Source organism: Aliihoeflea sp. 2WW (genome assembly GCF_000497755.1).
In the GTDB taxonomy this organism is placed as follows: Bacteria; Pseudomonadota; Alphaproteobacteria; order Rhizobiales; family Rhizobiaceae; genus Aliihoeflea.
The window spans coordinates 148,966-174,003 of sequence record NZ_AYOD01000016.1 but is presented as its reverse complement, the minus strand read 5'-3'; the positions used below and the strand labels follow the sequence as shown (position 1 = coordinate 174,003).

The following is a 25,038-nucleotide window of genomic DNA, read 5'->3' as shown; positions in this document are numbered from 1 at the left end:
CCGGGACCATCAGAGCACCTTTGGGGTTGATTGTTGCCTGCCAGACGCCGGAGCTTGGATCTTTCCATTGGGCCGAGCCACTATGGGCGTGTCAGGAAACGTATTTCCCTCCTGAATGCATCGAATAATAAGAGCATAACCCCGAGCACGATCGCCGTGTCAGCAAGGTTGAAGGCAGGCCAATGAATTCCTCCGATATGAAAATCGAGGAAGTCGGTAACGCCGCTGTGACGTAGCCGGTCGAGCATATTGCCCAAGGCACCTCCAATTATGAGGCCCAGAGCCACGGCCGTTATCGGTTGTCCTTCCCGGCTCGCCCATACCAAAAGCATAAGCACGATTGCCAGGGTGATTCCGACAAGGAGCCAAGGCGGCGCTTCGTTGAAAAGTCCGAAACTGACACCTGTGTTGCGCCCCAGGACCAAGTTGAAGAAGCCCGTGACGGATATTACCGTATGGCCTTCCATCACTTGGATCGCCCACCACTTGGATAACTGGTCAGCTCCGAAGGCGATGGCGGCCGCTAGCGATGTATATTTTAGAACTCCACGCATCGTCAGCCGATTTGACCCAAAGCGGGGAAAGTTACTAGGAGCCAAATAGCGAAGCGCGTGAGTTGACCGGTCATCATGGCAAGTCCCATAACAATCATAATCACGCCCGCTAACACTCGTAAGTATCGGCCAGCCCAACGTAAGGTTGGCATGCCTGCAATGAAGCGCTGCATGAAAAGAGCTGCCAAGATAAATGGCACTCCGAGCCCCAAGGAGTACACAGTCAACAGGATTGCGCCGGTTCCGACAGTCGCATTTGCAGCTGAAAGAGTTAGAATAGAGCCTAGTACCGGCCCAATGCACGGGGTCCAGCCAAAGGCGAAGGCCAATCCAAGCAGGTAGCTCGTCCAAGGGCCAGCAACGTGCGGCCGGGGATGAAATCGCATTTCACGATCAAACCACGGGATAGGCACCAAACCTGTTGTTACCACACCGAAAATGATAACGACCGCGCCGCCTATTAGGTTGGCTTCGTACAGGTAGGAGCGAAATAAGGCCCCCAATGCAGTTGCAGTAGCCCCTAACAACACGAAGATCGTTGTGAACCCGAGGACAAAATAAAGACTGTTGACGAGAGCCTGCCAGTTTGCCCTCAGACGATTTTGAACAGCAGGCTCCATGCGCGCGCCACCAGTGACGAACGAAATATAGCCGGGAACAAGGGGCAGAACGCACGGCGAAAGAAAGGAGACCGCCCCCGCAGCAAACACCGTTAGTAGGCCGACAAACGTGAAATCCAAATCCATCTACTCCGAAGCGACTATCAGCGCCGCTGTCGCGGCGCTCGCTGAGATGAGCATCGCAGAAGCCCCAAAGGCACCTCTGACAGTGGGCGTCATCATCACATAATCGTTCATGCGCTACCCCCCGCCAAACGCCGGAGCTTCTGCAATCGGGTCTCGCGCGGCTCATGCATGTCGAGCGTGCCCACGAAATTGCTTTCGGCATCCATCATGTAGACGCCGGCGGTGTGATCCATCGTGTATTCGCCCCCCTCCAGAGGCACTTTTCGCGCATAGGCGGCAAAGGCCTTCACCACGGCGTCCGTTTCTTGTCGATTTCCCCGCAGTGCGAGGATGCGATCATCAAAGGCTGTCATGTATTGAGCCAGCAATTCTTGGGTGTCCCGTTCGGGATCGACGGTGAAGAACAGTACGTTGAACTGGTCAGCCACCGGCCCGAGCTCGTTCATGAGATCGCTTAGCTCAAAGAGCGTCGTCGGGCACACATCAGGACAATGGGTGAAGCCGAAGAAGGCAAGATAGGGTTGTCCAGCCAGCGCGGCATTGTCGATCGTCTCGCCTCGATGGGATGTGAGCTGGAACGGGCCGCCGATGGCTGCGATGCCTGTCGAGGACGCTACCGATACGGTTTGCTGTTGCCAGGGCTTGGACATAGACAGGCCGATGAAGAGCCCGCCGACGACGGCGACGGCAATCCAGGTAACGAGACGGAAGAGTTTGATGCCGCTCATTGCGCCGGCTCCCCGTGCCCGTCATGCTCGTTCGTTGTGGCCGGACCTGCACCCATACCCTGCACGGCAAACTCGACCTCGACGGTTCCGGCCTGCTCGAATGTGAGCTTCGCGGCAAACCGTTCCCCTTCCTTCAAAGGACGCGATGGCTTCATGAACATGATGTGCATACCGCCAGGCTGAAGCTCGACCGTCTCGCCCGCCCCGATCTCGACGCCATTTGGCACTGGCCTCATGCTAGCAACCCCATTGCTTACGGCCGACTCGTGGATCTCCACCCGTTCTGACAGGGACGATGAGATCGAAACCAGACGGTCGGCCATGCCGCCATCGTTCGTCAGCGTCAGATAGCCGCCTGCTACCGGCGCGACCGGCGGAGTCGCGCGCGACCACGGATGATTGATGGTGATCGAACCGGCTTGGAAGTCGTGACCCACAGCAGGAGAGATCGACACTGCAAGGGCAAGAAAGGCGGCGGATAGGGCTCGTGAACTAGTCATGTTGTTTACCTTTCTCTCCAGCTTCCCCGGCTTTTTCAAGGATTTCGAAGCCGCTTCTGACAACGACAATAACCACACCCAGGCCAATGATCAGGTCCGGGTAAGGCGAGTTGAAAAGGATCACGGCAAGACCCGAAACAGCGATCGCCGAGTTCACGAGCATGTCGTTTGTCGTGAAAATCCATGAGGCTTGCAGATGCACGCCGCCTTCCCGATGAGATTTCAGGAACCACATGCAGACCATGTTCGTAAGGGCGCTTGCGATTGCCACGGCAATCATGATCGGCCCTATGGGATCGGAGCCAGTGAAGAAGCGTCGGCCGACTTCAAGCAGAAGGAGACCGGCGAATACCATCAGGAGGATGCCCGACAACCGGGCAACGCGAATCTTCGCCGCCAAGCCGCGCCCTACAACGAACAGACTGATGGCGTAGACACATGCATCGCCTAGATTGTCGAGCGCAGAGCCCATCAGCCCTGTTGATTGAGCCCACCAACCCAGGCCTCCTACAATGGCCGCCTGGGCAGTATTGATCGCAAGCACCCATGCGAGCGCCCATTGTTCGCTCTTCTCAGATGATTTTGCATTCCGGGGCTGATTACTCATTATTTACACATCGGCTTTCTCGGCAGGAAGCAGAAGCCGCAACCTGCACGCGCTCACTGTTTAAGCTCATTTGTCGCGGGTGCCGCGCCACGTCAGCAGGCGCAGCGCATTGGCCGTAACGAGGACCGTAGCGCCCGTATCGGCAAGGATGGCCATCCAGAGCGTGGTAACTCCCAACAGAGTCGTCACGAGGAAAACAGCCTTCAGCCCAAGGGCTAATGCGATGTTCTGCCAGATATTGCCGAGCGTCGCCTGCGACAACCCGATGAGATCGGCGATACCCGTCACCCGGTTTTTGAGCAGCGCGGCATCGGCAGTTTCAAGCGCAACATCGGTGCCCGCGCCCATGGCAATGCCAACGGAAGCGGCAGCAAGCGCCGGCGCGTCATTGATACCGTCTCCCACCATGGCAATTGGCCCATCAGTCTTGAGGCGGCCGATCTCGGCAAGCTTGGCATCGGGCAGAAGTTCGGCTCTCGCCTCAAGGCCGAGGTGAGCCGCGATGGCGTCGGCCGTGCGCTTGTTATCGCCGGTCAGCATCAGAGGGCGCACACCGCGATCCGTCAGCCGCTTCACACCTTCGACGGCGTCATCGCGTGGCTCGTCGCGCAACGCGATCAATCCCTCGACGGCCTTGCCCTTCATAAGCACGACGACCGTCTTGCCCTGGCTTTCCAGCGTGGTGATAGTCTGGGCGATGCTCTCTTCAAGGGCAGCCTGTTCGGCGGCGTGGCGGGGAGACCCGACCGAAGCGAAGCCGTCCTTCAACCGCGCTGTGACGGCCTTGCCGGGTGTGGCCATGCCGCCTCCGAAGGTGGCGGGCAATTCGAGCCGGCGCGCCTCTGCCGCCTCCACGATTGCAACCCCGAGCGGATGGCTGGTGCTGCGCTCGACAGCCGCCGCGATGGCGAGGACAGAGTTCTCGTCACCTCTGATCGGCACAATGTCTGTCACCTGGGGACGGCCGCGCGTCAGCGTTCCCGTCTTGTCGAAGGCAACGGTTACGACTTTGCCAAGTGTTTCCAGTGCCGCGCCGCCCTTGATCAGCAGTCCCTGCCGCGCGCCGGCGGCAAGACCGGAAGCGATGGCCGCCGGCGTGGAAATCACGAGCGCGCAGGGGCACGCAATGAGCAGCGTCGCGAGGCCGCGATACACCCATGTCATCCAGTCACCATCGAAGGCGAGCGGCGGCACGACAACGATCAGAGCCGCCACAACCATCGCGCCTGGCGTATACCAGCGGCTGAAACGGTCGATCATGCGGGCTGTTGGAGCCTTTGATTCCTGTGCTTCCTCGACCATGTGGATGATGCGGGCAATGGTGTTGTCGGCCGCGACATGGCTGATCGACACCCGCAGCTCGCCATTGGCATTGATGCTGCCGGCATAGACAGTTGCGCCGGCTTCTTTCAGCACGGGCACGGATTCACCTGTTACAGGCGCCTCATCGACCTCAGATACACCGTCGATCACCGTGCCGTCAGACGGTACCCGGTCACCAGGCCGCACAACGACGACATCACCGATGGCCAGCTCTTCGGCAGCGACCTTCTCAACGGCACCATCACGCTCGCGGAAAGCGACTCGGGGCACGAGATCAATCAACGCCTCAATGCCTGCCCGCGCGCGGCCAGCCGCGACGGTTTCAAGCAGTTCGCCCACTGCGAACAGGAAGATTACGACAGCAGCTTCTTCCGCCTCACCGATGGCGACCGCGCCCAGTGCTGCCACCGTCATTAGTGTCTCGATGGTGAAGGGCGAACCAGACATCGCGCCGGCGATCGCACGCCTCGCGAACGGGATGACGCTGATCAACGCCGCGCCTGAATAGAGCCATTGTTCCCATTCCGGCAGGATACGTGCGAGAGCGAAGGCAAGGACGAACAGCCCGCCGGTAAGGAGGACAAGCCGACCCTTGCTGCCTTTCCACCATGCCTCTGTGATGCGCTTCCGAGGCGGGCTCGCCTTTGGCTCGGCCTGCTCGATCACTGGGCTATAGCCGAGCGCTCGGATCTTTTGCTCAATGGCGGCGAGGGGCGTGCGGTCCTCGTCCAGGTGCAATGCAAGCGTCTCGTTGGCGTAGCTGACATTGATGCCGCTAACGCCCGGCAGGCGTTGCATCGCCGTTTCGATTTTCAACGCGCAAGATGCACAGTCCATGCCTTCTACACGCAGTCTATAGGGGCTCGCTGCCGTCATGGTGTCACCTCGAACATTAGATGTGACACCGCAGATAGACCCTGTAGCAACTACAGGGTCAAGAGCCGACCCTGTTTAATCCTTTTTGCGCGGCAATCCGTGCGAATTCGCCGCACCGCTTCATGCAAGAGACTTGACCCTGTAGTGGGTATAGGGTGCAGAAAGGCTCGATAAGCAAGCTTGATTGGAGCGAAACAGAACGATGCGAAAGCGAGTGCTATGACCACCGGGGCGGGCACGGCTGCAAATAGCTGGGCTTTCGTGTTTCTGGCATGGCTCATCGCGCTTGCCGCCTCGCTCGGCGCTTTGTTCATTGGCGAGATCATGGGGCAGACGCCGTGCAATCTGTGCTGGCATCAGCGCGCTTTCATGTTCCCGCTGGCGATCATCCTGGCCGTTGCTAGCTTTAGAGGCGATGCCAGCGTTTCTTGGTACGGACTTCCATTGGCCGCCCTTGGCGCGGCGATCGCGGCATTCCACTCTCTGCTTTATGCGGGCATCATTCCCGCAGCCATCGAGCCATGTGGACAAGACGGCCCATCCTGTTCGAGCGCGGATATGACAATCCTCCGCGTTTTGCCGCTCCCTTACCTATCGCTCGCCGCCTTCTTGAGCATCGCCCTTCTTCTCCTTCTCGCGCGCCGGAGGCGTTCAGCATGACCAGACGGTCCATCGTTCTTCTCACCGGCCTTGTCGCATTTATCGTCTTTGCCGGCGGTGCCTTTTTCTACGACCGCTACGGCGGCAACCCGGCACGGCCGGTTGCAGCGGCGCAAGACGATGCGCTTGTCAGGGCGCATTCACCGATCATCGGCCCGGTGGATGCCTCCGTTACGATAGTGGAATTTCTCGATCCGTCCTGCGAGGCGTGCCGAGCCTTCTATCCAGCCGTAAAGCAGATCATGGCGAATTTCCCTGACGAGACGCGTCTTGTGATCCGATACACGCCTTTCCATGAGGGATCAGAGGAAGCCGTCAGAATTCTGGAAACGGCCCGTCTTCAGAACCGCTACGAAATCGTGCTGGAAGCGCTGCTGGCGCGACAGCCGGAATGGGCCGTGCATGGTGCGCCCGATCTCGACAAAGCCTGGGAGATCGCAGCGTCGACGGGGCTTGATGTCGAGCAGGCCAGACGTGATATGTCCTCAGCCGAGATCGACGCTGTTCTTGAGCAGGACCTGGCCGATGTTCAGAGCAATAATGTCCACCAGACGCCTACCTTTTTCGTCAATGGCAGACCGTTGGAATCTTTTGGCCCGCAGCAACTCTACGATCTGGTGCGTGAAGAGGTGGAGAGCGCCAGAGCGACACAATAGGCGAGCCATCAAGATCGACAAATGCCCAGATCGAGCCTACATCAACCCTGTATTCTCTACAGGGTCATACAATGAACTCTTCAACTCTGACGATCGGCCATCTTGCGAGGCAAACCGGTACCAAAGTCGAAACGATCCGGTTCTACGAGAAAAGCGGCCTCCTGCCGCAGCCCTACCGCACCGAAGGCAACTATCGTGCCTACGAGCAGGATCACCTTAATCGGCTGAGCTTCATTCGGCGCGCGCGTGATCTCGGTTTCTCGCTTGATCAGATCAGGGAGTTTCTCAAGCTCGCTGACGATCGTTCGCAGTCCTGCGCCGCGGTCGATGCGATCGCAAAGGAGCACCGGAAGGAAGTTGAGCGAAAAATCCAAGACCTGATTGCGCTCAAGTCGGAATTGGACAGGATGATCGACCAATGTGGATGCGGTCTGGTCGCAGATTGCAGGATAATTGAGAGCCTGTCTCCGATACGAACGAGGAACTAATAAACTGCGCCTTGCGCAGCTTACATCCAACGTCCGCTTGGAAGAGTTGACTGCTGGTAGCTGCCGTTCGGCTTCCCACCCCTGAACCGTCGGTCGGCTGTCGACCCCATTGCCGACGTAGACGGGCTCCTCAGCCTCTCTCGAAACCGAACATTGAGGCGGGATGGCGCGCCTTGCGCCACCCCGCCTGGCAACTACACCAGCCGTTCGATCGCCGTGTAGGTCCCGCTTGTGCGGATCGTCAGCGACACCGGGGCATCGCCGCGATTGCGCCAGAACCAGCCGTGCCTGCCCGCAAAAGCAGCCTCCAACTGACCTTCGTCGGACGAAACACCGCGGCCTTTCTCATAGCTTATGTTCTGGCCGCCGCCGTCGCCGTGGGTGTCGTAGTTGACGGCACCGCCTTCGGAGACGGCCCAGGCGAAGGCGGCGATCTCGCCTTCGACCATCGTCAGCTTGATCTCGGCTCCTTCACCGGGGGCAAGCGTGATGGTCATCTCGTCCTGGCGCTGCTCCTGCGCGGCAGCGGGCGATATGATCAGTGCGCCGATGGTCCCCCAGAGGCTGGACTGACGCTCGGGTGCGGGCGGTGCCGGAGGAGCGGGCGGCGCGACGGGAGCGACCATCGGTGCTGGTGTGCCGGACGCCGCGGGCGCGGGAGTCGTGCTGGTGGACGTAGCGGCCGGGTTTGCGCTGGCGGCGGCGTCCATGGCCGCGTCGGCTGCGGCCTCCTCGGCGAGTTGCGTCTTGATCTCGCCCATCTCCGTCAGGTTCAGGGCCGACCCAATGCCTGTCGGATCGATGCCGTACTCGGACGGGAGAACGACGGCGACGAGCAGAGCGCCTGCGGTCACGATCGCGATCCCGGTCGAGCGGAGCAGCTTGGCGGTTGTGGGAAGTTCAGCGCGGGTGGGCATGTCGGTGTTGTACATCTGAGGTCCTTTCTGGAAATTCAGGAAACGACGTAGCCGGCTACCTGGTAGCCGAAGAGGAGGAAGCCTGCGGTCATCATCGCGACGTTGGCCGTGTAGGCATGACGGAAGAAGCTCGTGCTTTTCCGCCAGAAGCCCATGACGATCAAAATCGCACCGAGGGCCAATAACTGGCCGATCTCGACGCCGACATTGAAGGCGAGCAGGTTCGGCACGAGGCCATCTGGCGCGATGTCGTATTCGAGAATCTTGGTCGACAGGCCGAAGCCGTGGAACAGACCGAAGATAAGGGTCGCAGCCTTGGTGTTGGGCTGGAAGCCGAACCAGCGCTGGTAGGCCCCCATGTTGTCGAGCGCCTTGTAGACGACCGACAGACCGATGATGGCATCGATGATGTAGCTGTTGATGCCGATGTTGAAATAGACGCCGAGCAGCATGGTCGTGGAGTGACCGATGGCGAACAGCGTCACGTAGATGGCGATGTGCTGCATCCGGTAGAGGAAGAAGATTACGCCGAGCAGGAACAGGATGTGGTCGTAGCCGGTGACCATGTGCTTGGCCCCCAGATAGATGAACGGGATGATATTCACCCCGCTGATTTCCTGGATGTAGCCCTGATCGCCCGCCGTCACCGCATGGGCGAAGGCGGAGGACGCGAAAGCGAGCATGAGCCCAAAGGCAAGTAGCCCAGACGTCAGGTGGGGAGCGCACGCGCGAAGCGTCCGGCTGCCCACCACAGATGGTGGTCGTCTCATGAAAATGGTGTCCGTGTTGAAAAGGAACGTCGCCCCTGATCCAGGGGCAGCGGTCACTCAAGCACGCGGCGGACGGTCCAATTCGAAGATTCGGACGGGCAAAGATTTGGGAAAGGCGCTAATGCGCCAAGCGTCGATTGTCCGGACGAAGAGCGTGGCCACGGACGGCGGATAGGTCGGCGTGTCGTGAAGGTGATCCGCGGCGTTATGGCCATGCAGATGGCCGGGCTTGCTTTCGCTATCCCAGCCATCGTCATGCAAGTGACCGTGCTCGGCGATCTCGACGGCGAGTTCCAAGTGGCGCTCGGCTTCGATCTGGGCGAGTGCGTGGGCGTCGTGCGAAGAGGAACCGCCGGTCGGCGCGAGCAGGAGCGACACCGCCATCGCGCAGGCGATGACGATGCGCAACGCGACGCTTTGCAGACGGTCGATCATGATGCCAGCGATACCCCTCGGTGGTTAACGAAACCTTTCCAGTGATTCTGGGGCGAGATGAAGGCCGTTGCCCCGTAGAATGGCCACGATATTGTCCACGATGCTTCGGCAAACATCTGTCAAAGGTCCGACATGCTGAACGTCCTTGCGAACCGCACCTACCGTCACCTGTTCCTGGCGCAGATCATCGCGCTGCTGGGGACGGGGCTGGCGACGGTGGCGCTTGGCCTGCTTGCCTTCGAACTTGCGGGCGAGAATGCCGGGGCGGTGCTCGGGACGGCGCTGGCGATCAAGATGGTGGCCTATGTCGGCGTCGCGCCGGTCGCCGCGGCCTTTGCCGAGCGGTTGCCGCGGCGTGCGACGCTCGTCGGGCTCGACCTCGTCCGGGCGGCCGTGGCGGTGCTTTTGCCGTTCGTCACCGAAATCTGGCAGGTCTATGTCCTGATCTTCGCGCTGCAATCGGCCTCGGCCGCGTTCACGCCGACCTTCCAGGCGACGATCCCGGACGTGCTTCCGGACGAGAAGGAGTACACGCGGGCGCTGTCGCTTTCGCGGCTGGCCTACGACCTTGAAAGCCTCCTCAGCCCAATGATCGCCGCTGCGCTTCTGACGGTCATCAGCTTCCACAACCTATTCGCCGGAACGGTCGTCGGTTTCCTCGTTTCGGCCGCGCTGGTGCTGACCGTCGTCCTGCCGAGCCCGAAGCCGAGCGCCCCGCGCGGTATCTACGACCGCACCACGCGCGGCATCCGCATCTATCTCGCGACGCCGCGCCTGCGCGGGCTGCTGGCGATCAACATGGCTGTTGCCGCCGCCGGCGCGGTCGTCATCGTCAACACAGTCGTCTACGTGCAGGCCGTCTTCGGCCTTGGCCAGCGCGAGACTGCGATGGCGCTGGCTGCCTTCGGCGGCGGCTCGATGGTTGTTGCACTGGCGCTGCCCCGACTCCTCGACAGCCTGCCCGACCGCCCGGTGATGCTCGCGGGGGCGGGTACTCTCGCCGTCGCAACCCTGGCTGCGGCCGCAATCGAATCCTACCGGCTGCTGCTTCTCGTCTGGTTCGTCGTCGGTGTTGGCTATTCCCTCGCGCAGACGCCTTCCGGACGGCTTTTGCGTCGCTCGTCCCATGCCGAAGACCGTCCAGCACTGTTCGCGGCCCAGTTCGCCCTGTCGCACGCCTGCTGGCTCGTCACCTATCCGCTTGCGGGATGGGCGGGCGCGAGCCTGGGGCTGCCCGCCACGTCCGTGTTGCTGGCGGTGATTGCCGCGGCGGGCGTTTTTGTTGCGCTACGCGTGTGGCCGGCAGGCGATGCCGAAATCGTAGAACATGCGCATGATGGCCTTCCTGCGTCGCACCCGCATTGGAATGAAGGACGGCCGAACGGCCATCGCCACGCCCACGTCTTCGTAATCGACGATCTTCACGGCTCGTGGCCGCAGGCGCGTTCGTGATGGGCATTTGGGCAAGATGCTCGCGGTGACGGTTATCCATGACGCTCGTGCAAGGCATCGTCGATCTCCAGAGCGACATTTGAGGTGAATCGCCTCAGGCGCAACGCGTTTGCGAGAACGAACACGCTCGAGAGGGCCATCGCTCCGGCCGCGAGGACAGGCGACAGGAGGATTCCGAACGCGGGGTACAGGATGCCCGCCGCGACCGGGATCAGCGCCGTGTTGTAGGCGAAGGCCCAGAACAGGTTCTGCCGGATGTTGCCGATCGTCGCTTTCGACAGGGTGATGGCGTTCGGGATTCCCTGCAGGCTTCCGGACATCAGGACCACATCGGCTGCCTCGATCGCGATATCCGTTCCCGTTCCGATGGCCAGACCCACGTCGGCTTCGGCGAGCGCCGGAGCGTCGTTGATCCCGTCACCGACGAACGCCACCGCGCCATGCTCGCGCTTGAGGCGGCGGATCGCCTCGACCTTGCCGTCGGGGAGCACTTCCGAGACGACGTCGTCGATGCCGAGACGGTCGGCAATCGCCTGCGCCGTACGCGCATTGTCGCCGGTGATCATCGCCACCTTAAGGCCGAGGCGGTGAAGCGCGGCAATCGCGTGGGGTGTCGCGGGCTTGATCGGATCAGCGACCGCGATGACGGCAGCCGGTCTGCCGCCGACCGCGGCATAGAGTGGCGTCTTGCCCTCGACGGCGAGCTGGTCCGCCTTGACGCGGAAGCGGGAAACGTCGACGCCGATTTTTGCCATGAACCTGTCTGCACCGACCTCGGTCCGCACGCTGTCGGACACACCGCGGACGCCCAGGCCCGTCACCGATTCGAAAGACTCGATTTCGGGAAGCGCGATGCCCTCCGCCTGCGCCGCGTCGATGATCGCACCGGCGATCGGATGTTCCGACTTCGACTCCACCGCGGCGACCAGTGCCAGGACCATGGAGCGGTCGAACCCATCCGCCGTCTCAAAATCAGTGAGCGTCGGCTTGCCCTCGGTCAATGTCCCGGTCTTGTCGAAAGCGACGACCCGGGCGTCTTTCAAAGACTGCAGGGCCTCGCCCTTGCGGAAAAGCACGCCCATTTCCGCGCCGCGGCCGGTGCCGACCATGATCGATGTCGGCGTTGCAAGCCCCATGGCGCAGGGGCAGGCGATGATGAGGACGGCGACGGCGTTGACGAGGGCGAAGGTCAGTGCGGGTGACGGACCGAAGACTAGCCAGACCGCGAAGGTCAGGACCGCGACGGCCATCACGGCCGGGACAAACCACATCGTGATCCTGTCAACCAAGGCCTGGATCGGCAGTTTCGAACCCTGCGCCTCCTCAACCATGCGGATGATCTGCGCCAGTACGGTCCCACCGCCGACGGCGGTCGCACGGAAAGCGAACGCGCCCTTCTGGTTGACGGTGCCGCCCACGACGCCGCTGCCGGGCGACTTGGCGACCGGGACCGGTTCGCCCGTGATCATGGATTCGTCGACATAGCTTTCGCCTTCGACGAGTTCGCCGTCGACCGGAATGCGCTCGCCGGGACGAACGTCGATGACGTCTCCCGCTGCGACGTCCGCGATCGGCAGTTCGACCGTCATTTCGCCGCGACGCACGCGCGCGGTCTTGGCCTGCAATCCGACGAGCCTCTTGATCGCCTCCGACGTCCGGCCTTTTGCCCGCGCTTCGAGATAGCGGCCAAGAAGGATCAACGTCACGATCACCGTGGCCGCCTCGTAATAGACGTTGACGGTGCCTTCGGGCAGCAAGGCGGGCGCGAAGGTGGCTACAAGCGAATAGCCATAGGCGGCGATCGTCCCCACGGCGACGAGCGAATTCATGTCGGGTGTCGCGCGCAGCAGGGCGGGAAAGCCCTTCCGGTAGAAGCGGATGCCCGGCACGAACAGGACGAGGGTGGTGAGCGCATACTGGATGTACCAGCTCCCCCGAATACCGATCGTATTGGCGATCAGTTCATGGATCGCCGGTACGAGATGCGAGCCCATCTCAAGAATGAAGACGGGCAGCGTGAGCAAGGCGGCGAGCATGAGATCGCGCCGTAATTCGCGGCGCTCCTCGTCCTTTCGCTCGTCGATGCTATCAGTCGCCGTTCCAGCCTCTTCGAGGGCGCGTGCTTCATAACCGGCAGCCGTGACCGCTGCCGCCAGGTCGCGCACGTCCGCCGAACCGGAGATCGTCGCCCGTTCCGTCGCGAGATTGACTGATGCGTCCGTAACGCCGGGGACCTGCCGCAGTGCTCTTTCGACGGCTCCGACGCACGAGGCGCAGCTCATGCCGTCGATGGCCATGGAGACCGAATGTTCGGCCGCCACAGCATAGCCTGCGGCCTCGACGGCTTTTGCAAGCGCATTCCGGTCGAGGTTCGTTCCGCGAATGGTAGCCTTCTCGGTCGCGAGATTGACGGAAACATTCTCGACGCCCGGGACTTTCGATAAGGCCTGCTCAACCCTGCCCACGCAGGACGCGCAGCTCATGCCGTCCACAGCCAGCGATGTGGTAGACGGGGATTGGTTGTCGCGGAACGGAGCGTTCACAGCCGCTTCTCCTTCTGTGGGCGTTCAATTTTGAGCAACGATGGCGCTTCCGGTCGCTGGAAGGTCAAGCGTTCATTCCGGCCGATTCGCTTATCATCACAAATGGCGACTTTTCTTCCCGGACGTCTGTTGACCTTCCAGCGGCGGGAAGCCGCATAAGCCCTCCTTAGTCGAGGAAAAAGGAGACCGACATGCAGTTCAAGATCGAGAAAATGGCCTGCGGCGGGTGCGTGAAGACTGTGACGGCAACCGTCACGGCGATGGATCCGGCAGCTAAGGTGGAGGCCGACACGGTGGCCAGGACCGTAAAGATCGAGACCACGGCCAGCGCCCCCGCGGTCGAACGCGCATTGGCCGACGCCGGTTACCCGGCCCAACCATTTTGACGGAGGGCGCGATGGAGAAGTTGACCCCCATCTTCATCGCGGCCTCCCTCGTTGCGGCCGCAGGCCTCGCCTACGCCCAGAGCCAGATCGGCGCGACTACGGCGACCGACGCTGCGCCTGGACATGACGATCACGGCAGCGCCCAACCCGGCAATCCAGTCGACACGGAATGATGGGCGCAGTCGGCGCGAAATACCGGCCGGGATCGGCGACGTCCGATTTCGGCCAGTCGCAGCGTCGGGCAACTTCACACAGGGAAGGGAATGGCAATGGATGTCAGAAGAAACAAAAGTGCTGACCTCTACCGGATGGTCACGCCGGAACACACCTGTCCTTGGGGTCTGAAGGCGCTCGACCTCCTGAAGCGCGAAGGTTACGAGGTCGAGGATCATCAATTGACCTCCCGCGACGAGATCGACGCCTTCAAGGCCAAGCATGGGGTCGAGACGACGCCGCAAACCTTCATCGAGGGCGCGCGGGTCGGCGGATATGACGACCTGCGGGCCTATTTCGGCAAGGAGACGAAGGACAAGGACGCGGTCACCTATACGCCCGTCATCGCCCTGTTCGCGATGGCCGCCCTGATGGCCTTTGCGGCGAGCTGGGCGGCGTTCGGGAGTGCATTCACCATCGCTGCGGGCGAGTGGTTCATCGCCATCGCCATGTGTCTTCTCGCGCTGCAGAAGCTCAAGGACATCGACGGCTTCGCGACGATGTTCCTTAATTACGACCTCCTGGCGCAACGCTGGGTCCGCTACGCCTATGTCTATCCGTTCGCCGAGGGGTTGGCGGGCGTGTTGATGATCGCCGGTGTCCTGATGTGGCTTTCGATCCCAGTCGCCTTGTTTATCGGCACGATCGGCGCGGTTTCCGTGTTCAAGGCCGTCTATGTCGACAAGCGCGAATTGAAGTGCGCCTGCGTCGGCGGCGACAGCAACGTTCCGCTCGGCTTCGTCTCCCTGACGGAGAACCTGATGATGGTCGCCATGGCAGTCTGGATGCTTTTGAAGCCAATGGGCATGGGCCTTGGCCACTGACAGAAGGAGAACAGGAAACATGGACAACCATGCGCATTCCAAGGGCCATTCCGGCCACGCGCGGCCCTATCTGATGCTCTGGGTCAACATGGCGCTCAGCCTGGTCGTCATGTACGTCGTGATGTTCACGATGATCGACGGTCCGGCTGACTTTCGGAACAACCTGAACATGGCCTACATGGCCGTGACGATGTGGGCTCCGATGGGCGTCTTCATGCTCGCCACCATGGGCGGCATGTACCGCCGCAAAGCCCTGAACCTGGTCATGTACGGGGCGTTCGTTGCCCTGACCATCGGATCGTTCTGGGCGACGCGCGCTCAGGCGCTGATCGACGACCGGCAATTCATCGCGTCGATGATCCCCCATCATTCGGGGGCCATCCTGATGTGCCGCGAAGCGGCCTTGGCCGACCAAGAACTGGTGGATTTGTGCGCGGAGATCATCGAGGCGCAACGTTCCGAGATCGACCAGATGGATCGCATCGCTGCGCGGCTGGACCGCCAGCCATAGACCAGTCTTGGTCGCATCCAGCAGCGAGGCGGCGCAGAAGACGCTTTATCTCAATCCCGAAGGTTGTACGCGAACGATCTCCCGCCGACGGCGGGAGATCGCTGCTGAGCCTTTGGGACTTGGGAGGCGACGTAGGACAACCAGCGTGAACCGCGCCACAGACCGTGGCGTGCGGTTCACGCCGATTCCAGGCGAGGAAGGCTGGTTGTCGGTGATAAACTCCATGTTCCCGCGCGCGGTGTTCATCCGTGGCTGGAGCGGTTCTCGTTTGGGCATCGAACAGGACGGCGGGGAGGGTCTCCTGCTTGCGAGCAAGACGGCTGCGTCTTCGATCGGGGGAACAACCCGTATCTCCATCTATTGGATAGCGGGTGGGCCAAGCTTCGAAGGCATGTCCCGTCCATCACCGATCCAAAGGAGAAACCGCATGCATCACATGGACCCCGAAATGAAACGTTGCATCGAGGAGTGCCTGGACTGCTACGGCGTCTGCCTGTCGAACGCGATTGGGCACTGCCTGGAGATGGGCGGCGAGCACACCGCCAAGAAGCACTTCACGCTCATGATGGCGTGCGCCGAAATCTGCCGGACCGCCGCCCACTTCATGTTGATCGGTTCGGAGCATCACAAACATGTTTGTGCCGAATGCGCGGAAATCTGCACCCAATGCGCGGATGATTGCGAGCGGGTCGGCGACATGGCGGAATGCGTAGAAGCCTGCCGCCGTTGCGCGGAATCGTGCCGCCGCATGGCGGCTTGATCAAGACGGCGCATGAACTGAGCCCCCTGCGGCAACGGCCTGGTTTGCCGCAGGCGAGAGGCGGCGGCCCCGTCGCAGTCATTCAGCTTACAAAATTGTAAAGAACCGTGCACTTGACCATCAACGGGGGTTCGCGCATAGCATCAGAACATGGATGAATCGCGCCGGATATCGACACGCGTGCTGCGACTTGCAACGAAGTTGCTGGTCGCGTTCGTGCTTCTGGTCGGTCCGTACGCCCAGGCCGCATCAGCGGGCGGCCCGTCCGCAAGTCCAGACCACCATGCCGCCATGTCTATGGACGCCGGCGGCCACGAGGCGGCCGCGCACGAGCATCATCCCGAAGCCGAAGCCGCAACCGACTCAGAGGCAGGATCCGGTCCGGTCAAGTTGGCCGACAAGTGCTGTGACCTGTTCTGCATGGGCGTCGCTTGCATCGTTCCCACCTACGCATTGGCATCGCGGGAGCCGGTGAGTGTCTCGCATGACGTGCTCGACGCCGACGTCGCGCCCGGCGAGTGGGTTCTGCCGCATCGTCCTCCAAACGCCTGACTTGAATTCCGCCTCCTGAGGCCGTGACCGCCGGGAATCCGCCAGCGGTCGGCGCTCGTCGAATTCAAAGATCAGGTAATTCATATGAAGAAGACCGTTTCGATGGTCGCGCTCCCGCTATTTGTGGGCGGATGCGCGGCGACCTTCCCGGCCGACGTAACGCCGACACGTTCGCCTGCACTGCCCTACGAGGCGAGTCGCCTCCATCATCACAATCCGATCGGAACCTACACCCATCGTGTCCCGGTCGAGCCGCGCCCGTGGCGGCAGCAAAACGATGCCCAAGGGCCGGGAGGCGGCCAATGAATCGCCTTGCGCGAACAGCGTCGATCCTTGCCCTGCCGCTCTTCGTGGGCGGGTGTGCGGCAACCGCCCAGGAGGCCCTTTACGGCGATTCGCTTGCGGGTTTCGGAACGGTGCAGGCTGCTACCCGGACGGCGACCGGGAAGAACGCCGTATGGATTCAGGACAGGCAGACGGCTGACAGGACGACGTCGCAGGTCCGGGGCATGGTCCAGGGCAAGACCGTCGGCGCTGATACCGCCGTCCAGGTCGCCCTTCTGAACAATAGGGGCCTGCAGGCCGCCTATGCGGAACTCGGGCTGTCGGCGACCGACGCCTGGCAGGAGACGATGTTCGTCAACCCGACGGCTTCGATCGGGGTGCTCGGCATCGGCGCGCCGGAGCTCGGTGCCTTCCGCGCGCTCGAAGGGATGATCGTCAACAACATCTTCGCGCTCGTGACGCGGGACCGGCGCATCGACATCGCCGACACGCGCTTCCGGAAGGCACAGCTCGACGCCGCCGTAGCTACCTTGTCGCTGGCCGCAGAGACGAGGCGGGCCTGGATCGAGGCTGCCTCAGCGTGGGAGCGCGTCGCTTACCTCAATCAGGCTAAGGCCGCTGCCGATGCTTCGTCGGAACTCGCGGCCAGGCTCGGCGAAACTGGTGCGCTCAACAAATCCGGACAGGCGCGCGAGCACGTCTTTTATGCGGAGCTGGCGGGCGAAACGGCGCGGGCGAGACTTGCCGCCCGAACCGCCAAGGCCGAACTCACCCGCCTGATGGGGCTTTGGGGATCGGACATCGAATACGAGGTGCCGAACCAGTTGCCCTCGCTGCCGAAATCGCTCGCCCGGGTTGAGACCATCGAAACCGACGCCTTGGGCCACCGGGCCGATCTGAAGGCGGCTGCCTTGGATCTCGAGGCGCTGGCGAAGCAGTACGGCCTGACCGAAGCCACCAAATACGCGACCGACATCGCGTTGGTAGCGGGCCTGGAAGTCGAAGGCGAGATCGAAGATGGGAAGCGGGACGTTTCCGTGTCACCGAAGGTGGATCTCGAGGTCGAGTTTACCATTCCGATCTTCGACAGCGGTCGTGCCCGAATGCGCCGAGCCGAACTCGAATACATGGCGGCGGCCAATCGGCTTGCCGACCGGGCGGTCAACGTCCGGTCCGAGGCACGCTCCGCATACGACACCTATAAGTCCAGCTACGACATTGCCCGCCACTATCGGAACAACGTCCTCCCGCTTCGCACGACGATCGATGAAGAAGCCCTGCTGACATATAACGCCATGATCACCAGCACTTTCGAGCTGCTGGCCGACACACGCGCAAGGATCAATTCCGTGCTCCTGTCGGTCGATGCAAAGCGCGACTTCTGGCTCGCAGAAGCCAATCTCGCGCCGACCATTTACGGAGGCCGCTCCGGCGGCGGGTCAGGGGGTGGAGGTGGGGCCGCGATCGCCGACGCAGGCGAAGCAGCCGGTCATTGAGAAAGGACACGACAATGCTCAATAGAAGACAATTGCTCGGTGCCGGCGCGACCATCGTCGGGGCCGCTGCCTGGACGAAAACCTCCGCCATGGGCCTACCCGACGCGCCGTCCATGGAAAGCGCGACAATGCAACCGCCCCTCTATCCGACGAGCGGCCCGGACTATCAGCCCGTTGTTACCCTCAACGGCTGGACGCTGCCCCACCGGGTCAACAATGGCGTCAAGGAGTTCCACCTCGTCGCCGAACCTGTGGAGCGCGAAATCGGTGAAGGCATGACCGCCTATCTCTGGGGCTACAACGGCCAGTCGCCAGGACCGACGATCGAGGCAGTCGAGGGCGACCGGGTCCGTATTTTCGTGACCAACAAACTGCCCGAGGAGACCACCATCCACTGGCACGGGATGATCCTTCCCTGCGGTATGGACGGCGTGACGGGACTGACGCAGCCAGGCATCCCTACGGGAAAGACCTTCGTCTACGAGTTCGATCTCGTGAAGAGCGGCACCTTCATGTACCACCCGCACGGGGACGAAATGGTCCAGATGGCGATGGGCATGATGGGCTTCTTCGTCATTCATCCGAAGGACCCGCAGTTTATGCGGGTCGACCGCGACTTCGTCTTTCTGCTCAACGCGTTCGACATCGAGCCCGGCTCTTACGTTCCGCGCGTGATGGAGATGACCGACTTCAACCTGTGGTGCTTCAACAGTCGCGTCTTCCCGGATACCGATCCGCTGGTCGTGTCGAAAAACGACCGGGTCCGGGTGCGCGTCGGCAACCTCACCATGACCAATCATCCGGTCCATATGCACGGCTATGATTTCGAGGTCACGTGCACGGACGGTGGCTGGGTGCGGCCAGAAGCGCGCTGGCCGGAAGTCTCGATCGACATTCCGGTCGGCGCGATGCGCGCCTACGAGTTCGACGCCGTCTATGAGGGCGACTGGGCCATCCACTGCCACAAGTCGCACCATACGATGAACGCCATGGGACACGACATTCCAACCTTCATCGGCGCTGACAAATCGCGTGTCACCCCGATGATCCGCCGCCTCCAGCCCGAATACATGCCCATGGGAACAACGGGCATGGGCGAGATGGGAAAGATGTCTATGCCCATACCCGACAACACAATCCCGATGATGACCGGATGGGGCCAGTTCGGTCCGATCGAGATGGGCGGGATGTTCTCGGTGGTGAAGATCCGCGAAGGCATCGCGTCCGACGATTACTCGGATCCGGGCGATTACGAGCATCCCGCGGGCACGGTCGCTTACGAGTGGACGGGCGAACTGCCCGACGCGGCTTCCGCGCCGGGTACGGGAACGCAGGCACCGGCCAAACCGGCTGGGGCGAACGGCCACGGCGGGCACGGCTGATGAAGGTCGATCACTTCATGAAATTCAACCAAACGGAGACTGTACTGATGAAGACAGCATACACGACGGCAGCGATCCTGCTGCTTTCCGCTGGCCTCGCGGCCGCCGCTCCCGGGCATTCCGGTGGCCACCACGACATGGCCGTCGGCGAACCTGGCGATGCCGCCAAGGCGACTCGGACGATCAATGTCACGATGTTCGAAAGCGACGACGGAAAAATGCTTTTCCAGCCGAACGCGTTCGAGGTGAAGAAGGGACAGACGATCCGCTTCAGCATCCTGAACAAGGGCGAGATAGACCACGAGTTCGTGCTCGACGAAAAAGAGAAGAATGCCGAGCATCGGGAGCTGATGATGAAGTTCCCAGAGATGGAGCATGACGATCCCAACGCGATCCGTCTTGAAGCAGGCAAGCGCGGCAACATCGTCTGGACGTTTTCGAATACGGGCACGTTCGAGTTCGCGTGCCTGATCCCAGGCCACTACGAGTCCGGCATGCACGGCGCTGTCGAAGTGTCTGCCAAGTAACCCGAACCGAAGGAGTACCGACATGAAAACCAAACTCATCATCGCCGCGGCCATGGCCGCTCTGGTTTCGGCCGCGCCCGCGGTCGCGCAGGAGTACACCAAGGGGACCGTGAAGGAGATCAAGGCGGACCAGGAAAAGGTCACCGTGATCCACGAAGAGCTGAAGAACCTCGACATGCCCGCCATGACCATGGTGTTCAACGTGGCAGACGCGGCAATGCTCGACGACATGACGGAAGGCGCGACGATCGAGTTCGTGGCCGACCGCGTGCGCGGAAAGCTGACGATCACCGACGTGAAGTAGCTTCGGTTCCAGACAACAGCGCCGCCTCCGCGTGCCGGGGCGGCGCTAATCGATTCAATGCGGCGATGCCGCCAAAAAAATCACAAAATTTCCGATGGATACGGCCGCCCGAGCACTCGGTAATCGGCTTGGGAATCGCATGAGGTCATCACCGCGGAAGGTTTCTCCGCAACAGGGCGTTTGATGATGAGGGTATTGCTGGTCGAGGATGACAAACGAACAAGCGATTACATTTCCAACGGTCTTGCATCTTCTGGTCACGTCATCGACGTGCTGCCGGACGGCAGGGACGCGTTGGCTGCGGGACTGCGTGAGCCTTATGACATAGCCATCGTCGACCGCATGATCCCCGGACTGGACGGCTTGTCGTTGGTGCGCAGCCTTCGGGCCGCAGGTGGCAAACTGCCCATCATACTCCTTACCGCGATGGGTGGCGTCGATGACCGTGTGGAAGGTCTCGACGCCGGAGCCGACGACTATCTCGCCAAGCCATTCGCATTCAGCGAGTTGCTCGCGCGCCTGAACGCGCTTGGCCGACGGCCCCCTATAGCGCAGGAGAAGACGGTTCTACGCGTAGCGGATCTGGAACTCGATCTGGCACGTCGGGTTGCAAAGAGGTCCGGTCAAATCGTGGAGTTGCTGCCGCGCGAGTTTGCGCTCTTGGAGTTTCTCATGCGCAACGAAGGCCGCGTGCTGACAAAGACGATGCTCTTGGAGCGGATCTGGAATTTCAACTTCGATCCGCAGAGCACGGTCGTCGAAACTCATGTCAGCCGGCTACGAGCCAAGATCGATAAGCCTTTCGAGACACAGTTGATCAATACGATTCGAAGCACGGGATATAGCTTGCATGCGCCTCGGTAAGCTGGCGCGAAGCACGCCCTTTCGCTTGGCGGCCCTATACGTGGCACTGTTTCTCGTCTCCTTGTCCGGGGGCAACATTGTCGCCTACAACATGGTGGCGACATATCTCTACGAGCGGTTGGACACGCACGTTATGGAGCGTTACCGAGAGATTCAGTCCGCTTATGAAGCGCGCGGAGTGGAAGGCGCTGCCGCGATGATCGGCAGTCACGGTCCAGCCATCAACGGTCAGGAGACGCTTTACCTCCTCCGCGGAATCGAGGGGGAATTCCTTGCAGGAAACTTCAGAGTACCGTCCGTCCCACCGGGGTTTTCCACCTTTACCGGCGAGAATGAGGGCGGATCTAGCACGAACTACAGGCTCTACCGCGGGACGCTCGGGGAAGAGCAGCTTGTGGTTGGCGTCAGCTACGACGACACAAATCGTCTGAGACGCATCGCGTTGGTGAGTTTCGGATGGGCAACCGCTATCGTTCTGGGCACCGGACTCGGAGGTGGGGCCCTGTTGGCGTTCCGCACCCGGAGGCGCATTGCGATTCTCTCAGAAACAATGAAACTCGTTGGCGCTGGGCAATTGCAGACCAGGCTACCGGTCTCGGCACGGGAAGATGACCTCGACGTTCTGGCCGTCGAGGTCAACGTGGCTCTCGAACAGTTGGAAACGAGCGTTGCCGCCATGAAGCAGGTGACGACGGACATTGCGCACGATCTGAAGACACCGATCAGCCGACTTTACATAACGCTTGAAGAAGCCATCGATCAGGCAGGGACGGATGCTGAGGCGAAGACGCGACTTGAGACCGCGCTTGGCGAAGTTCTGCAAATCTCCTCCACCTTCGAAGCCATGTTGAGAATTTCTCAGATCGAGGCTGGTGCGCGCCGCGGATGTTTTGGCCCTGTGCGCCTCGACCAGCTTTTGGAGGAAATGTTGGAAATCCACCAACCGATTGCCGAGGAAGCGGGCAAGCAACTGAGCTTGCTCCCCAGACGGGGCGTCCCCCGGATCGAAATTCTCGGCGACCAGGACCTCTTGCGGCAGATGTGTGCGAACTTGATCGCCAATGCCATCCGCCACACGCAGCAAGGCGCGAAAATTGGACTCACGTGCGGTCACGAACAAGGTTGGCCGTTCATCATCGTCGCCGACAACGGCCCGGGAATTCCGGAAGCGGAACGAGCCAAGGTTTTCAAGCGATTCTACCGTTTGGAAAAAAGCAGAACAACTGAAGGAACGGGCCTTGGTCTTAGCCTCGTTAAGGCCGTGGCCGACCTGCACGGCGCGCACATCGTTCTGACGGAACGATCGCCGGGTCTGGCTGTTCGGGTGGTGTTTCCGAAGTGCCAACAAGTTTAGCAATTGGTCTTTCGTACTTCGACGTGATCGCCAACTCTCGAAAACCGCGGCAAAAAAAGCCCGCCTGTGGAGGTCAGTCACACAGGCGGGCAGTAAGGTCGACGAGGCAGGGATGCTACGTCAACGTGGATACAGGTGAACTATGCAGGCAATTTCTTGTGGCTGTTTGTCGGCAAACTTACAAATATGTAAGCGACGAAACTGCATGTTCTCGGGACCAAACTGAATCGCTCTCCACTCGCTTCACGGCGCGCCGCGCGAAGGGGTGTTGTGAGTTTCCAACATGAAGAGCTCTGTCCTCTCCGTTGGAAACAGCTACAAGTTGCCCCGAAGCGAATGGCTCGTTTCAGCCCGTCGGCGAAGCCGATAGACCGCTGCAGGAGGAAAGTTGGCAAATGTGCCGCCGATACGTTCCGCCCTTAGCCCGAGGCGGTCCAGTATCAGCGGTGAAACCGGGCACCCCGGGCCGTATGTGAACTGATAGAAGGCCCCGTCCGCCCGCATTTTGCCGAACGCGCTGATGAGGATCGCCAGAACTTGCGGAGATGGTATAGTCAAAAGCGGGAGCCCACTGATGACAGCGCCGGCCGGTCTTCCATCGAAGAGGTCAACCCTCGATAGGCGGGCGGCGTCGATCTGGAAGGTGTGGGCATTCGGATAGTCGCTTTGAAGGGCGATGGCGAAATGGGGTTCGAGCTCGATGAGCGCGAGATCTTGCTGCCTGACGCCGCGACCAGTCAACGCGCGTGTGAATACACCAGTTCCCGGTCCCAGCTCTATCACCGGTCCGGTGGCGGGCGAAATCTCGGAGGTGATAAGCTCGGCTAGTGCACGTCCCGATGGAACGACAGCGGCGACGAGCAAAGGATCACGGAGCCATGATCTGAAAAAGTTGTACGCTTCCGCCAAACGCCGTTGATTCATGGAGGGTGCGCTCGAATAGGGTTCCGATGAGGCATGGGGTGCGCCACCTCCGGTTGCCGGAGGTGGCGTTTTTCGACGGAGAAGTGGGCTATTTCAGGTCGGTGATCGTCAGTCTCCCGCGCACGCGGTCGGCGATGAATTCGATGACATCGCCCTCTTTCATAGTGTCAAGCATTGCCGGATCGGCAACGTTGAAGACCATGGTCATAGCTGGCATGTCGAGGTTCTTGAGTTCCTCGTGGATGACAGTGACTTTTTCCTGCCCGGTCTTCACCTCCTTGACCGTCCCCTTGGTGTATTCCTGCGTCACCGCGACCACGGCAGGCGCTGCGGAGACTTCGACAGTTCCATACATTCCCGACTCGTAATGGCCGGGGATCAGGCACGCGAACTCGAACGTACCCGCATTGGTGAACGTCCAGACAATACTGCCGCTTTCTCCCGCGTCCAACTGAAGGGCGTTGGGGTCGTCATGCTCCATTTCCGGAAACCGCAACATGAGTTCACGGTGTTCGACATTCTTCTCTTTCTCGTCGAGGACGAACTCATGCTTGATCTCCCCGTCATTCACGATATTGAAGCGGATCGTCTGCCCTTGCTCGACCTCCAACGTGTTAGGCTGGAAGAGCATCTCGCCGTCGTCGTTCTCGAACATCGTGACGTCAATCGTCCGTGTGACTTTCGCCTCGTCGCCAGGTCCGCCGACGGCCATGTCGTTATGACCGCCGGAGTGTCCGGGGGACGCGGCGGCAAGGCTGGCGGAAAGCAACAGGATCGCTGCCGTCGCATATGCTGTCTTCATCGGTACTATCTCCGTTGAGTGGCGGATTGATTGCGCGGCAGATCATCGCCAGCGCTCAGTTGCTGGTCATGCGAATGTCGATAACGGCATCCCGCAAGCGCTCATCCCGTTGAGGGCGGACATCCAGTTTTCAAAGGGTTTCGGGGGCGTTCCCGGCCTGGCCTCTCCAGAAGCTGGATTCGCGGCAGGAAGCACCCCACGACGCTATCGGCCGCTGCGAAGGTCCCACTCGGTCACCTGAGGACCGTAGTTTCCGTACGGACGGTGCGGCTGGTGATTGCTGTTGACCCCGGTATCGATCGAAGCCGTCGTGCGGGTATCGATCGCACCGCTGATATCGGCATGGCTGCCGGCATGGTCGCCGCGGACCTGGCGTCCGGGAGCGCCGTAGTGCTTGGGCTTGGAATCGTGGCCGGTGCGGACGACCGGTGGGTTGTAATCGAGCCCGTAGACAGGGGCTTCCTGAGCGGTGGCGATGCCCGAGGCGCTGAGGCTCAGGGCGATAGCGATGATCGTGAGACGGTACATTGTTTTTGCCTTTCTTTGATGCCTGGCGCGGAGGGAGGATGCGCCTGGGACGCCGGATCGCCCGGCGTTGA

General features: G+C 61.2%; 29 protein-coding genes and 1 pseudogene. 16 read left to right on the top strand and 14 right to left on the bottom strand.

Going from position 1 to position 25,038, the window contains the following annotated elements; all coding sequences use genetic code 11:
* Positions 1 to 80 precede the first annotated feature (80 nt).
* From lspA to ALII_RS0111225, 6 genes are all read right to left on the bottom strand, one after another.
* Positions 81 to 554 carry a signal peptidase II gene (lspA, locus tag ALII_RS0111255; protein WP_024587414.1) on the bottom strand — a complete coding sequence of 158 codons (474 nt, stop codon included), beginning with the start codon at positions 552 to 554 and terminating at the stop codon, positions 81 to 83.
* A gap of 2 nt (positions 555 to 556) precedes the next feature.
* Positions 557 to 1,300, bottom strand: coding sequence for a cytochrome c biogenesis protein CcdA (locus ALII_RS0111250; protein ID WP_029660437.1), 744 nt, complete (start codon positions 1,298 to 1,300; stop codon positions 557 to 559).
* Positions 1,301 to 1,407: 107 nt separating this feature from the next.
* Positions 1,408 to 2,028 (bottom strand): SCO family protein, encoded by a 621-nt coding sequence (locus tag ALII_RS0111240; RefSeq protein ID WP_024587412.1) that lies wholly within the window; start codon positions 2,026 to 2,028, stop codon positions 1,408 to 1,410.
* Positions 2,025 to 2,528 carry a copper chaperone PCu(A)C gene (locus tag ALII_RS0111235; RefSeq protein WP_024587411.1) on the bottom strand — a complete coding sequence of 168 codons (504 nt, stop codon included), beginning with the start codon at positions 2,526 to 2,528 and terminating at the stop codon, positions 2,025 to 2,027. The genes ALII_RS0111240 and ALII_RS0111235 overlap by 4 nt, the downstream gene beginning before the upstream one ends.
* The gene (locus ALII_RS0111230; protein ID WP_024587410.1) at positions 2,521 to 3,135 is read right to left on the bottom strand and encodes a cation transporter; all 615 of its coding nucleotides are present in this window, start codon (positions 3,133 to 3,135) and stop codon (positions 2,521 to 2,523) included. Before ALII_RS0111230 ends, ALII_RS0111235 begins: the two co-directional genes overlap by 8 nt.
* Positions 3,136 to 3,201: 66 nt before the next feature.
* The gene (locus ALII_RS0111225) at positions 3,202 to 5,334 is read right to left on the bottom strand and encodes a heavy metal translocating P-type ATPase (RefSeq protein WP_024587409.1); all 2,133 of its coding nucleotides are present in this window, start codon (positions 5,332 to 5,334) and stop codon (positions 3,202 to 3,204) included.
* Positions 5,335 to 5,553: 219 nt separating this feature from the next.
* Between ALII_RS0111225 and ALII_RS0111220 the strand changes: the two genes are divergently transcribed.
* The 3 genes from ALII_RS0111220 to ALII_RS0111210 all read left to right on the top strand — a co-directional run bounded on the left by ALII_RS0111220 (position 5,554) and on the right by ALII_RS0111210 (position 7,138).
* A complete protein-coding gene (locus tag ALII_RS0111220) occupies positions 5,554 to 5,994 on the top strand; it encodes a disulfide bond formation protein B (protein WP_024587408.1) in 441 nt (146 codons plus the stop codon).
* Positions 5,991 to 6,650 (top strand): thioredoxin domain-containing protein, encoded by a 660-nt coding sequence (locus tag ALII_RS0111215; protein ID WP_024587407.1) that lies wholly within the window; start codon positions 5,991 to 5,993, stop codon positions 6,648 to 6,650. Before ALII_RS0111220 ends, ALII_RS0111215 begins: the two co-directional genes overlap by 4 nt.
* A 71-nt stretch (positions 6,651 to 6,721) precedes the next feature.
* A complete protein-coding gene (locus ALII_RS0111210) occupies positions 6,722 to 7,138 on the top strand; it encodes a helix-turn-helix domain-containing protein (protein ID WP_024587406.1) in 417 nt (138 codons plus the stop codon).
* A gap of 194 nt (positions 7,139 to 7,332) precedes the next feature.
* Here the strand turns inward: ALII_RS0111210 and ALII_RS0111205 are convergent, their stop codons facing one another.
* The 3 genes from ALII_RS0111205 to ALII_RS0111195 form a co-directional block, all read right to left on the bottom strand.
* Complete coding sequence (locus tag ALII_RS0111205) at positions 7,333 to 8,070, bottom strand: hypothetical protein (protein ID WP_024587405.1); 738 nt, start codon at positions 8,068 to 8,070, stop codon at positions 7,333 to 7,335.
* 20 nt (positions 8,071 to 8,090) lie between these two features.
* Positions 8,091 to 8,738 (bottom strand): HupE/UreJ family protein, encoded by a 648-nt coding sequence (locus ALII_RS0111200; protein WP_024587404.1) that lies wholly within the window; start codon positions 8,736 to 8,738, stop codon positions 8,091 to 8,093.
* A gap of 144 nt (positions 8,739 to 8,882) precedes the next feature.
* Positions 8,883 to 9,260 (bottom strand): hypothetical protein, encoded by a 378-nt coding sequence (locus ALII_RS0111195; RefSeq protein ID WP_024587403.1) that lies wholly within the window; start codon positions 9,258 to 9,260, stop codon positions 8,883 to 8,885.
* Between the two features lie 132 nt (positions 9,261 to 9,392).
* Between ALII_RS0111195 and ALII_RS0111190 the strand changes: the two genes are divergently transcribed.
* Complete coding sequence (locus tag ALII_RS0111190; RefSeq protein WP_024587402.1) at positions 9,393 to 10,712, top strand: MFS transporter; 1,320 nt, start codon at positions 9,393 to 9,395, stop codon at positions 10,710 to 10,712.
* A gap of 32 nt (positions 10,713 to 10,744) precedes the next feature.
* On the opposite strand, the gene ALII_RS0111185 is transcribed toward ALII_RS0111190, so the two are convergent.
* Entirely contained in the window at positions 10,745 to 13,255 is a 2,511-nt protein-coding gene (locus ALII_RS0111185; protein WP_024587401.1) for a heavy metal translocating P-type ATPase, read from the bottom strand.
* A gap of 191 nt (positions 13,256 to 13,446) precedes the next feature.
* On the opposite strand from ALII_RS0111185, the gene ALII_RS0111180 reads away from it, so the two are divergent.
* The 12 genes from ALII_RS0111180 (at position 13,447) to ALII_RS0111120 (ending at position 22,713) form a co-directional block, all read left to right on the top strand.
* Positions 13,447 to 13,641 (top strand): heavy-metal-associated domain-containing protein, encoded by a 195-nt coding sequence (locus ALII_RS0111180; RefSeq protein ID WP_024587400.1) that lies wholly within the window; start codon positions 13,447 to 13,449, stop codon positions 13,639 to 13,641.
* 11 nt (positions 13,642 to 13,652) lie between these two features.
* Entirely contained in the window at positions 13,653 to 13,814 is a 162-nt protein-coding gene (locus ALII_RS22700; RefSeq protein ID WP_161632258.1) for a hypothetical protein, read from the top strand.
* Between the two features lie 96 nt (positions 13,815 to 13,910).
* Complete coding sequence (locus ALII_RS0111170) at positions 13,911 to 14,678, top strand: glutaredoxin (protein WP_035449712.1); 768 nt, start codon at positions 13,911 to 13,913, stop codon at positions 14,676 to 14,678.
* A 19-nt stretch (positions 14,679 to 14,697) separates the two neighbouring features.
* Entirely contained in the window at positions 14,698 to 15,189 is a 492-nt protein-coding gene (locus tag ALII_RS0111165) for a DUF305 domain-containing protein (protein WP_024587398.1), read from the top strand.
* 427 nt (positions 15,190 to 15,616) lie between these two features.
* Positions 15,617 to 15,949, top strand: coding sequence for a four-helix bundle copper-binding protein (locus tag ALII_RS0111160; protein WP_024587397.1), 333 nt, complete (start codon positions 15,617 to 15,619; stop codon positions 15,947 to 15,949).
* A gap of 150 nt (positions 15,950 to 16,099) precedes the next feature.
* Entirely contained in the window at positions 16,100 to 16,501 is a 402-nt protein-coding gene (locus ALII_RS0111155) for a hypothetical protein (protein ID WP_024587396.1), read from the top strand.
* 302 nt (positions 16,502 to 16,803) lie between these two features.
* Positions 16,804 to 18,282, top strand: a complete 1,479-nt coding sequence (locus tag ALII_RS0111145; protein ID WP_024587394.1) for a TolC family protein — start codon at positions 16,804 to 16,806, stop codon at positions 18,280 to 18,282.
* 14 nt (positions 18,283 to 18,296) lie between these two features.
* Positions 18,297 to 19,664, top strand: a complete 1,368-nt coding sequence (locus ALII_RS0111140) for a copper oxidase (protein WP_024587393.1) — start codon at positions 18,297 to 18,299, stop codon at positions 19,662 to 19,664.
* Positions 19,665 to 19,711: 47 nt separating this feature from the next.
* Complete coding sequence (locus ALII_RS22695) at positions 19,712 to 20,191, top strand: plastocyanin/azurin family copper-binding protein (RefSeq protein WP_024587392.1); 480 nt, start codon at positions 19,712 to 19,714, stop codon at positions 20,189 to 20,191.
* A gap of 22 nt (positions 20,192 to 20,213) precedes the next feature.
* Complete coding sequence (locus ALII_RS22690; RefSeq protein ID WP_024587391.1) at positions 20,214 to 20,495, top strand: copper-binding protein; 282 nt, start codon at positions 20,214 to 20,216, stop codon at positions 20,493 to 20,495.
* A gap of 186 nt (positions 20,496 to 20,681) precedes the next feature.
* Positions 20,682 to 21,359 (top strand): response regulator transcription factor, encoded by a 678-nt coding sequence (locus ALII_RS0111125; RefSeq protein WP_024587390.1) that lies wholly within the window; start codon positions 20,682 to 20,684, stop codon positions 21,357 to 21,359.
* A complete protein-coding gene (locus ALII_RS0111120) occupies positions 21,346 to 22,713 on the top strand; it encodes a HAMP domain-containing sensor histidine kinase (protein ID WP_024587389.1) in 1,368 nt (455 codons plus the stop codon). Before ALII_RS0111125 ends, ALII_RS0111120 begins: the two co-directional genes overlap by 14 nt.
* A 315-nt stretch (positions 22,714 to 23,028) precedes the next feature.
* Here the strand turns inward: ALII_RS0111120 and ALII_RS0111115 are convergent, their stop codons facing one another.
* From ALII_RS0111115 to ALII_RS0111105, 4 genes and pseudogenes are all read right to left on the bottom strand, one after another.
* Positions 23,029 to 23,637 carry a hypothetical protein gene (locus tag ALII_RS0111115; protein WP_024587388.1) on the bottom strand — a complete coding sequence of 203 codons (609 nt, stop codon included), beginning with the start codon at positions 23,635 to 23,637 and terminating at the stop codon, positions 23,029 to 23,031.
* A gap of 88 nt (positions 23,638 to 23,725) precedes the next feature.
* Complete coding sequence (locus tag ALII_RS23120; protein ID WP_244437424.1) at positions 23,726 to 23,992, bottom strand: copper-binding protein; 267 nt, start codon at positions 23,990 to 23,992, stop codon at positions 23,726 to 23,728.
* Positions 23,966 to 24,439: pseudogene (locus ALII_RS0111110) on the bottom strand (cupredoxin family protein); the annotation flags it as partial. The gene ALII_RS23120 and the pseudogene ALII_RS0111110, both read right to left, overlap by 27 nt.
* 204 nt (positions 24,440 to 24,643) lie before the next feature.
* The gene (locus ALII_RS0111105) at positions 24,644 to 24,967 is read right to left on the bottom strand and encodes a hypothetical protein (protein ID WP_024587386.1); all 324 of its coding nucleotides are present in this window, start codon (positions 24,965 to 24,967) and stop codon (positions 24,644 to 24,646) included.
* Positions 24,968 to 25,038 lie beyond the last annotated feature (71 nt).